Genomic DNA, 9,951 nt, shown 5'->3' with positions numbered 1-9,951 from the left:
AGACGGATGCCTTTCAATAAGTAAGTACTCAATGTTATGTTTTGCAAGAAATAACGCAGACGCTAACCCAGATAATCCCCCTCCAACAATTAAAACTGGTACATAATTCGATTTCATATATTTACCCTCCACTTATCATATAGATAGATTACGCCCCAAAATTCCTTTTACCTTTTCATACATCTATAATCCACCTGAATTGTGTCTGTATGAAAGTGTAAAATAAAAGAACGTACTTTACGTTGAACCATGTTCTATCGTAAAAATCAAAAATAATACAAACATTATAAGCGGTCGTAACCTTATGGATTATACAAGGTTACGACCGCTTATTTTATTGTTACATCATTTTTTATTTTTAAAACCTCATCTATTGTGTTATGTAGTCCTTCCAATCCCTTTTCTATCTCCCTATAATTTTCAACAATAAAAAATTCATTCGTCTCGATTTTCTTTCTCAATATTGCACCTCATACAACAATCATGTAGCATTACCGTATCGAAGTAATGGTTCATCATCTTAAACCTTTCGACTAATTACCTGGAGGCAAAGTGATTGAAATGAATAAACAAGAACAATTAAATATTATAAAAAAAGATTTTATTGATTCTCAAAAAGTATTATTGGCAATTGGTGATGAAACGCGTCAAGCTATTTTATTAGTGCTAATGGAAACGGAATGTCAAACAGGATTACGTGTAGGAGAAATCACGAAGCAAACACACCTTTCCCGTCCAGCAGTATCACATCACCTTAAGATTTTACGAGAAGCTGGCATTATTTTAATGAGAAAAGAAGGTACAAAGAATTTTTATTATATTGATATACGTACAAAATTAGGTTTATTAAAAAATCTTGTATTAGATATTGAGAAGCTATTGCAAAACTTTTATTAAAACTTGGAGGTATAAGAAATGAAAGCAATGATAATTGATAGATATGGAAAAGTCCCAATGCGTATGGCAGAGGTACCTATTCCTGAAATAAATGAGCATGAAGTGCTCGCAGAAATTCATGCAGCTAGTATTAACCCAATTGATTTTAAAATACGCGATGGAAAAGTAAAGATGTTACTTAAATATGAAATGCCCCTAATCCTTGGGAATGACTTTGCTGGTGTCATCATAAAGGTTGGATCAAAAGTAACTCGTTTTAAAGTCGGCGATGAAATATATGCACGTCCAAGAAAAAATAAGATTGGTACTTTTGCGGAGTATATAGCCATTCACGAAGATGACATAGCTTTAAAACCGAAAAATTTAAGTTTTGAAGAAGCTGCTTCAATTCCACTTGTTGGCTTAACATCCTATCAAGCATTACATGACATTATGCAATTACAAAAAGATCAAAAGATTTTAATTCACGCTGGATCTGGTGGTGTTGGTACTTTCGCAATTCAGTTAGCAAAAATAATGGGCGCTACCGTTACAACGACTGCTAGTGAAGCTGGTGCGAATTTAGTAAAGTCACTTGGTGCAGATGAAATTATTAATTACAAAACAGAAAAATTTGAAGATATGCTAACAAATTATGATGCGGTATTTGATACAATCGGCGGTACAACACTTGAAAAATCATTCAATATTATAAAAAGCGGTGGCAACATTGTTTCTGTTTCAGGTATGCCAAATGCTCGATTCGGTAAAGAATTCGGTTCAGGATTTTTCAAAACACTCTTATTTTCATTAGCAAGCAAAAAACTTACTGCACTTGAAAAAAAGCATAATGCTCGATATTCATTTTTATTTATGAAGCCAAGCGGCGATCAATTACGCACTATTGCAAACTATATTGAAGCTGGCAAAATCAAACCGGTAATCGATCGCGTTTTCCCTTTTGAAGATGCTCAAAAAGCAATGGAATATTCAGAGGCTGGAAGAGCAAAAGGGAAAATAATTGTAAAAATCAAATAATAATAAAACCTCCGTTTTCTTAAAATGGAGGTTTTAAATTTGCTGTTAAATAGACATAGTGCAGTGAAGTCCTTACAATAGATTGCAAGGGGAAATATCATATTATACTTTTAGCTAATTTTACAAAGAATACATACGTACAAATACATAATAAAAAAATAAACAAGGAGGAGATAAAATGACTAAAAATAATGAAGCAGGTTGGAATTTAGATAATAGTTATGCTACTTTACCAAAATCATTTTATACAGACATCCCCCCTACTCCTGTAAGTTCACCGGAGTTAGTTAAACTAAACCATTCGCTAGCAATATCTCTTGGCTTTAATCCTGAAGAACTGAAGAAAGAAGCCGAAATCGCTATTTTCGCCGGTAATGCTCTCCCAGAAGACGCTCATCCATTAGCTCAAGCATATGCTGGTCATCAATTCGGGCATTTTAATATGTTAGGCGACGGTCGTGCTCTTTTAATTGGCGAACAAATTACTCCTTCAGGTAAACGTTTTGACATTCAGCTAAAAGGTTCTGGCCCTACTCCGTATTCACGCCGCGGTGATGGTCGTGCTGCACTCGGTCCGATGCTACGTGAATATATTATTAGCGAAGCAATGTATGCACTTGATATCCCAACTACCCGCAGTTTAGCAGTTGTCACAACTGGTGAACCAACCTATCGTGAAACAAAGTTACCTGGAGCTATTTTAACTAGAGTAGCAAGCAGCCATATACGCGTCGGCACATTTCAATATGCTGCAGCTCGCGGCTCAATCGAAGATCTTCAATCGCTAGCTGACTATACAATAAAAAGACATTATCCAGAAATTGAAGATCATGAAAACCGATATACTGCATTGCTACAAGAAGTCATCAAAAAACAAGCGAGCCTCATCGCTAAATGGCAACTTGTTGGATTTATTCACGGTGTAATGAACACTGACAATATAACAATTAGCGGAGAAACGATTGATTACGGCCCTTGTGCATTTATGGACAATTACGACCAAGGAACTGTATTTAGCTCTATTGATACACAAGGTCGCTACGCATATGGAAATCAGCCATATATGGCCGCATGGGATCTCGCGCGACTAGCTGAATCTTTAATACCAATCCTGCACGAAGATGAAGAAGAAGCATTAAAGATTGCTCAAGATGAAATTTCAAAATTTAGCGTACAGTATGAAAACCAGTGGTTCCTTGGAATGAAAAAGAAATTAGGACTATTTAGCAATGAAGAACAAGATCAATCACTTATTGAGCAACTTTTAAAAATGATGGAGAAATATAAAGCGGATTACACAAATACATTCCGTTCATTAACTCTTGATACGTTAGAAAATACCCCTCTATTCGATAGCCCTGAATTTAAAGAATGGTACAAACTGTGGCAATCTCGATTAGAAAGGCAGGAAGAATTGAAAGAAAATGCCTACGAAATGATGAAAAATAATAACCCATCCATCATCCCTAGAAACCACCGTGTAGAAGAAGCATTAGAAGCAGCTGTTACAAGTGGAGATTATAGCGTAATGGAGAAACTCCTTGAAGCTCTAGCAAATCCTTATGCGTATTCTACAGATCAAGAAGAATACTGCGTTCCACCTGCGCCTACGAATCGTCCTTATCGTACTTTTTGTGGGACTTGATTGTTTAATATGTAACAAGGGTGTGTTCATACAAATTGTGTGAACACACCCTTGTTATATTCCCACCTCTCAACTAGAACTTTAAAATGCCCCTCCCCGATTCCCTTTCTTTACTCCAAAACAAAATTAATACTATTCCTATCGGCTTACTGAAAAGTTTATTAAACAAATATTGAGAAATAAAAATCATATTTCTAAATATTTTTATTTTTGATACTATATTTTATAAGAATATTCAAAAAGTGAGGGGATTTCATGAACGTTCAACTACAAGGTAACGAACAAATTACAAAGTTATTTAATGATTGGTATTTATCTATGCTAAAACAAGATGTGTCCCAGGCAACAAACTTAAAGCATGAAATTGAGGAAAAGGAACTAAACTTTGAAGAAGATGAAAACTTAGCATTATACTATTCTCTACTAAATTTTCGTTTCAAAGTTTTAACTGATGGTTTAAGCATTACAAAAGATAGTTTCAATAAGATAGATTCTTACGCGATTTCACCTAATCACCAACTTTCTTACTACTATCATTTATTTAAAGCGATTCATGCTACTTTAACAACAAATTATAATTTAGCAAGTGAACATTATGAAAAAGCTGGGAAACTACTAGTAAATGCCATTGAGGATCTAGAAAAAGGTGAATTTAATTATCGAATGGCTATTTTCCATTATCACTTTTACCAGCCAATTGAAGCTATTGAATATGCAACCAAAGCGAAAGAATGCTTCATAAAAGCTGTAGGGTATGAAAAGAACATCGCCTCTTGTGAAAGCGTATTAGGTGCAGCATTTGTATATTTAAAACAATACGAGCAAGCAGAAGAAAAATATAATTCTGCAATTAACATTTTACAGAAACAGGATGAAGAATCATTACTATTAAGAGTGCGTAATAACTTAGGATGGCTATATGCTAATCAAAACTTATCGACATTAGCTATTCGTCATCTATCTGAAGTGACAACAAAAATGCCAACACATTTTAAAGCAATTTTCTTACAAGCAAGAGAGCATTCTAAACTTGGTGAAATAAATATCGCTTCAGAATTTATTAAAAAAGGATTGAAAATTTGTACAGAACTTAACAATGAAGAATATATGCTTCACTTTAAAATTTTAGAGTCCCTTAACAATAACGAGTCAACGGAAGACTTAGAACAAATAATCCTTGAAGGAATTACGTATTTCGACAAAGAATCTTTATATAACTACACTCAAGAATATTCAGAAAAGTTAGCAGTTAAACTTTACGATGAAAATAATCATATAAAAGCAAGTGAGTATTTTCATAAAGCATTACAAGCAAAAGAAAAAACGTTTGAGAAAGGGGCATTAAAATGATAAAAAAAATTAGTTCTATTGTTTTAGGGTTATCTGTACTAGGTATTGTATCTATTGGTCTAAATAGTTCATTTACATATCAAGCAGGCCATGCAGATTTCCCGGCACCACAAAAACCTGACTTTGTTCAATCTGTTGACGCAAGTAAAGACTACAACTTAACAACAGCTGTAAAAGCGCTTTAAAAAACGAAAGACCTTCTGAATTGAAGGTCTTTCGTTTTTTAAAGCGCTTATTTAGTTAATGTATTCAAATATTTTTTCATATCCAAATGGTAGTACCAATGACACTATACAGCCTATCATTATTGAAGCACTAGATAAAAGGATAAATTTCCGAAATGATATATCATTCCTCTTATACCCAGTAAAACAAGCTTTTATTATAACAAAAACTGTCATCATTATGATAATAGCTGAAAAAGTAGCTACTAAAAACACTTCCATTTTGTTTCCTCCTATAAAACATCCTAGCTTTAAATTTACCATTAAATGAGAATAACATAAACAAACTCTTTATTCATACAGGGTTTTCCATATGCCTCCGACGGGATTTTGAACCCTCACTCCTTTCGTAAGCATAGGCTAAGGGGAACACGCTTCCCTACGGAATTTCACCTGTCTCAGCTTATTTGCTTTTCGGTGCTTCTGAAACCTTTATCTTGCGACCCGGTGCGACATGTTTTCCGGCGTTCTTCCCTTCTAGAGCTACGGAGGCCTTTTCCTTTAAGTGAAAATATATTTTCTACAAAATGAGCAAATTACCTTTATTTTATAAATCTTATTTTGTTTCTTTCATTAAATCTGCGATTTCTCTACTCCCCTCACTACCAACTTTCTCAAGTTTCTCCACAACTAATTTTCTTCTTTCCACAGAATGATTTTGACTTAACTTCGCTTTTCCTTCTATTTTATTTATCTTTATTTTGAATCCAACTATTCCCTTACTTAATCCTGCCATGTAATTCGAATCTACCTCATTTAGCGAGTAGGTACTCTGCGGCTCTTCATATGTATGTACTAAGTCTTGAAGTGAATTTAATAATTCCTGTTCATCCTCAACAATTTCCAACTCTCCATATACATGCGCCGCAACGTAATTCCATGTTGGTACTGCATTGTTTGTTTCATACCATGATGGCGATATGTAACTGTGTGGCCCTTGGAATATAGCAAGTACGTGTTGATTCCCACTATCTTTCCACTGTTCATTCGGACGTGCGAAATGGCCATGTAAAGTTAGGGTCTCCCTATTTAATAACAACGGCAAATGCGTTGCATATGGTTCCCCGTTATGTTGAGAAAATAATGTCGCAAAGCTATTTTGTTCTATTATTTCGTACTTCATCTCTTCATCTTGTATTGCAAAATATTTTGGTATATACATAAACTCCCTCTTTTCCGCTCTTTTCTATTTTATTTCTTATTATATTTAGTAATCGTATCAATCAACAGGGCCAGTTTGTATTTGTTTTATAATGGCAGCGTTCTATTTCAAAAGAATAGGCAGCATGTATTCCATGCCGCCTTAGTTTATCTTTTCTAATATATTTGTAATAAATTCCGTCTTACCTTCACTATAGCTCTTTCTACTTTTTGAATGTGATTCTAACTCTTCCTTTAAATGTCCATATTCAACAGCAACATCTTCATGTTCACGAAGATAATCCCGAAACGCTATATGTCTTCTTAGCTCTTCACTTTCTTTATCACACACATACAAATGATGTTCCATCCAATCTGTACTTTCTCCGTCCCACGGAACGAAAGCGTCCTTTCTGCCGAACGCCTCTCTCCCTTTGTAGCTCCATTCTGCCTGATGATAGTATCCTATCGCTTCAAGCTTTGTTACTACTTTAGGAAAAAACCCATAATCTTCTATTACAATATCAATATCTAATATTGGTTTTGCTGCAAGTCCTTTAATAGATGTACTCCCAACATGTTCAATGGATAAAATACTGTCATCCATTACGTCGTTAATGAGAGTTTGTAACTTATTAAATTCACTTTCCCATTTGGTGTTATATTCTTCGATAGTAATTCTCTGTTTCAATATATCCCTCTTCTCAAAAGCAATTATAACCTTTGAATATGAGTATCTTTAAAATCCGTCTCATATTTCAATCCATATCCACACATTCGATCCATTCCAATATGTGCTGTCCATATTAAGCCAATCATTATAACGGTATCTACCTTAAAATAGACACCCATAATAGCTATTACTATCGATATAATATATGTGTGAAAAACATTATAAATTTTAGCCCCTACATGATTATTTATTCCGTACGCTAACATTGATAAATCCGGCGCAAATAGAAATATCAAAAATATAATCCAACTAAATTCATATAATGAATACATATGAATCGCAGCTACGAATACAACTAAGCCTTCAAAATGTACAATGCGTTTTTGCATTCTTTACCATCCCTATTTTTCTATATTTACCGATACATTTTCATCACTGAAAGTATTTTGTGCATTTTTTGACCAGATAGTTGCTAAAATCGGACCTGCAATGTTATGCCATACTGCCGCTAATACACTTGGAAGTGCAGCAGCTGGTCCAAAATGTGCGGTTGCTAGCGCAACACCTAAGCCTGAATTTTGCATCCCTACTTCTATTGAAATAGCTCTTCTTGTCCCTTCGTCTAGCCCAAGTACGAACGCTGTTATATATCCGAGTAAAAAGCCAAATGCATTATGGAGCATAACTGCAATAAAGATAAGCAGGCCTGAAGAAGTAATGCTACTTACATTCGCTGAAACAACTGCAGAAACAATAATGATAATTGCTAAAACTGATATGAAAGGGATAACGGTCATTCCTTTCGTAACAGTTTTCGGGAAAAACTTCTTCACTACTAATCCTAAAATAATCGGTATGATAATAACTTGTACGATAGAAAGAAACATAGACATAGGATTAACCGGCATCCATTGTCCTGCAAGTAATAGTAAAATAAGAGGTGTAGCGATTGGTGCTAGTAACGTTGATAATGACGTCATCGCAATAGACAGCGCTAAGTTCCCTTTTGCTAAATAAACCATAACATTTGATGCAGTGCCACCCGGTACTGAACCGAGCAACACTAATCCAGCTGCTAATTCGGCTGGCAGATTCATAACGTAGGCTAGTACGTATGCGACAAGTGGCATAATAATAAACTGAGCACATACACCAATAATAACTGGCAATGGTTTTGTAGCAATGATTTTAAAATCAACAGCCTTTAATGTTAATCCCATCCCAAACATAACAACCCCAAGTAAAATTGTTATGTAACTAGTTAACCCGAGAAATGGAGCAGGAATGAAATATGCAATAGCTGCAATACAAATAACCCAAAATGCAAAATACTTTCCAGCTATATTACTTATCGCTTCTAGTACTTTCACCCCATCATCCCCTATCCTTCAACTGAAAAACTTTATTCGGATTCAAAATATTTTGCGGGTCAAGAGCTTTCTTTATTTTTTCCATTACGAGTAATGCCGCCCCATGTTCTTCTTCTTGATACTTCCGTTTCCCAATCCCAACGCCGTGTTCTCCTGTACATGTCCCACCTCGTTTAAGAGCATGTAAAACGATACTTTCATTTATTTCGTCGCCCTTTTCTACTTCTTCTTTATTGTTTGGATCAATCATTAAGAGCACGTGGAAATTCCCGTCTCCAACATGGCCAAGAATACCACCGACAAGACCTACTTTATCTAATGTCTCTTTCGCATGTTGGATTGCACCAGCTAATTCTGAAATTGGTACACATACGTCTGTACTCATAAGCTTTTTACCAGGATAGCTATGAACGTAAGAGTATGCTAGATTATGCCGTGCATCCCACAGTTTATTTCTCGCCGCAGTTTCTGTTTCAAAAGCAACTTCTTTACATTTATGATCAAACACAATTTCCTTCATGAATTCAATATCTTGCTTTAGCCCTGCTTCATTACCGTGAAACTCTAAAAACAGTGTAGGCTCTTCTCTGTAACTTGTTTCATTATAATGATTTACTTGTTTCATAGATAATTCATCTACAAGTTCAATTCTCGCAATTGGAATACCCGCTTGTAGTATATTAATCACAGCTTCTACTGCATCATTTATAGTTGGAAACGATGCTCTCGCAGCCATAACATGTTCTGGTATGCCGTATACTTTTAATGTTAACTCTGTAAAGCATCCGAGCGTCCCTTCTGATCCTACGAAAACACCATTTAAATGGTAACCTGATGATGACTTCGCTGCTAAATTTCCAGTATGTATTACTTCCCCATCAGCAAGAACGACTTCTAAATCCCGAACTTGATCACGCATTACCCCATACTTAACTGCTGTCGTTCCGCTTGCATTTGTAGCAGCCATTCCACCTAACGTTGCATCTGCTCCTGGATCTACACTAAAAAATAATCCATACTTTTTCAATTCTTTATTAAGCTGAGAGCGAGTCACTCCCGGCTGTACCCTTACAAGAAAATCTTTCTCTCTTATTTCGAGTATTTTATTCATAAGCGAAAAGTCCATTGTAATTCCTTTTTCATATGGAATAACGTGGCCTTCTAAACTAGATCCTACGCCAAAAGGAACGACAGGTTTTTTATGCTCACTCGCTACTTTCATTATTCTACTAACCTCTTCAGTCGTTTTCGGAAAAACTACTACATCAGGTAAACTACTAGTATGATAAGATTCATCTTTACTATGTAACTCTCTTACTGTCGTATTTACAACTACTCGATCTTCGGGAAGTACACCCTTTAATTCATTTACTAAACGCTCTACCGTTATTTCCATCGTACACCCTCCTACTTTCTATAAATTCGAATTACAAAATATGTTAACTATTTTATACATAATAATCCGAAAAATTAAATAATTCAAGTTTTACATATATAAAATTCGATTCCTACTGTCGAATAAACAAAAAGAACTTGCAATAACTATTGCAAGTTCTTTTCTATAAAGTGAAACTTTAATCAGCGAGGATTTTGTTCATCCCCAACTGATTTTTAGTTGAACCAATCGGGCTTTTA

At 35.0% G+C, this 9,951-nt stretch carries 13 protein-coding genes; 5 read left to right on the top strand and 8 right to left on the bottom strand.

Going from position 1 to position 9,951, the window contains the following annotated elements; all coding sequences use genetic code 11:
* Both KI369_RS16900 and KI369_RS29685 read right to left on the bottom strand, forming a co-directional pair.
* On the bottom strand, positions 1–117 hold a 117-nt coding region (locus tag KI369_RS16900), incomplete at its 3' end, for an FAD-dependent monooxygenase (protein ID WP_212956709.1).
* A gap of 212 nt (positions 118–329) precedes the next feature.
* On the bottom strand, positions 330–461 hold the full coding sequence (locus tag KI369_RS29685) for a hypothetical protein (RefSeq protein ID WP_001227548.1): 132 nt from the start codon (positions 459–461) through the stop codon (positions 330–332).
* Between the two features lie 91 nt (positions 462–552).
* Here KI369_RS29685 and KI369_RS16895 point away from each other — a divergent pair, with 91 nt between their 5' ends.
* From KI369_RS16895 to KI369_RS16875, 5 genes are all read left to right on the top strand, one after another.
* On the top strand, positions 553–897 hold the full coding sequence (locus tag KI369_RS16895) for an ArsR/SmtB family transcription factor (protein WP_000571870.1): 345 nt from the start codon (positions 553–555) through the stop codon (positions 895–897).
* Between the two features lie 18 nt (positions 898–915).
* On the top strand, positions 916–1,914 hold the full coding sequence (locus tag KI369_RS16890) for an NADP-dependent oxidoreductase (protein WP_212956708.1): 999 nt from the start codon (positions 916–918) through the stop codon (positions 1,912–1,914).
* Positions 1,915–2,092: 178 nt separating this feature from the next.
* Positions 2,093–3,559 (top strand): protein adenylyltransferase SelO, encoded by a 1,467-nt coding sequence (locus KI369_RS16885; protein ID WP_212956707.1) that lies wholly within the window; start codon positions 2,093–2,095, stop codon positions 3,557–3,559.
* Between the two features lie 255 nt (positions 3,560–3,814).
* A complete protein-coding gene (locus tag KI369_RS16880) occupies positions 3,815–4,909 on the top strand; it encodes a Rap family tetratricopeptide repeat protein (RefSeq protein ID WP_212956706.1) in 1,095 nt (364 codons plus the stop codon).
* Positions 4,906–5,094 carry a Phr family secreted Rap phosphatase inhibitor gene (locus KI369_RS16875; RefSeq protein WP_212956705.1) on the top strand — a complete coding sequence of 63 codons (189 nt, stop codon included), beginning with the start codon at positions 4,906–4,908 and terminating at the stop codon, positions 5,092–5,094. Before KI369_RS16880 ends, KI369_RS16875 begins: the two co-directional genes overlap by 4 nt.
* 51 nt (positions 5,095–5,145) lie before the next feature.
* Here KI369_RS16875 and KI369_RS16870 read toward each other — a convergent pair whose 3' ends face one another.
* From KI369_RS16870 to KI369_RS16845, 6 genes are all read right to left on the bottom strand, one after another.
* The gene (locus KI369_RS16870) at positions 5,146–5,355 is read right to left on the bottom strand and encodes a hypothetical protein (protein ID WP_212956704.1); all 210 of its coding nucleotides are present in this window, start codon (positions 5,353–5,355) and stop codon (positions 5,146–5,148) included.
* Between the two features lie 334 nt (positions 5,356–5,689).
* On the bottom strand, positions 5,690–6,295 hold the full coding sequence (locus tag KI369_RS16865; RefSeq protein WP_212956703.1) for an FMN-binding negative transcriptional regulator: 606 nt from the start codon (positions 6,293–6,295) through the stop codon (positions 5,690–5,692).
* Between the two features lie 141 nt (positions 6,296–6,436).
* Positions 6,437–6,964, bottom strand: coding sequence for a GrpB family protein (locus KI369_RS16860; RefSeq protein ID WP_212956702.1), 528 nt, complete (start codon positions 6,962–6,964; stop codon positions 6,437–6,439).
* A gap of 23 nt (positions 6,965–6,987) precedes the next feature.
* Entirely contained in the window at positions 6,988–7,335 is a 348-nt protein-coding gene (locus KI369_RS16855) for a DUF4260 domain-containing protein (protein ID WP_212956701.1), read from the bottom strand.
* Between the two features lie 12 nt (positions 7,336–7,347).
* On the bottom strand, positions 7,348–8,316 hold the full coding sequence (locus KI369_RS16850) for a bile acid:sodium symporter family protein (RefSeq protein WP_212956700.1): 969 nt from the start codon (positions 8,314–8,316) through the stop codon (positions 7,348–7,350).
* Between the two features lie 4 nt (positions 8,317–8,320).
* The gene (locus KI369_RS16845; RefSeq protein WP_212956699.1) at positions 8,321–9,712 is read right to left on the bottom strand and encodes an FAD-binding oxidoreductase; all 1,392 of its coding nucleotides are present in this window, start codon (positions 9,710–9,712) and stop codon (positions 8,321–8,323) included.
* Positions 9,713–9,951 lie beyond the last annotated feature (239 nt).

It is taken from the genome of Bacillus sanguinis (genome assembly GCF_018332475.1).
GTDB classification, from domain to species: domain Bacteria; phylum Bacillota; class Bacilli; order Bacillales; family Bacillaceae_G; genus Bacillus_A; species Bacillus_A sanguinis.
The sequence above is the reverse complement of the archived record's forward strand: the minus strand, read 5'-3'. Positions and strand labels throughout refer to the sequence as shown.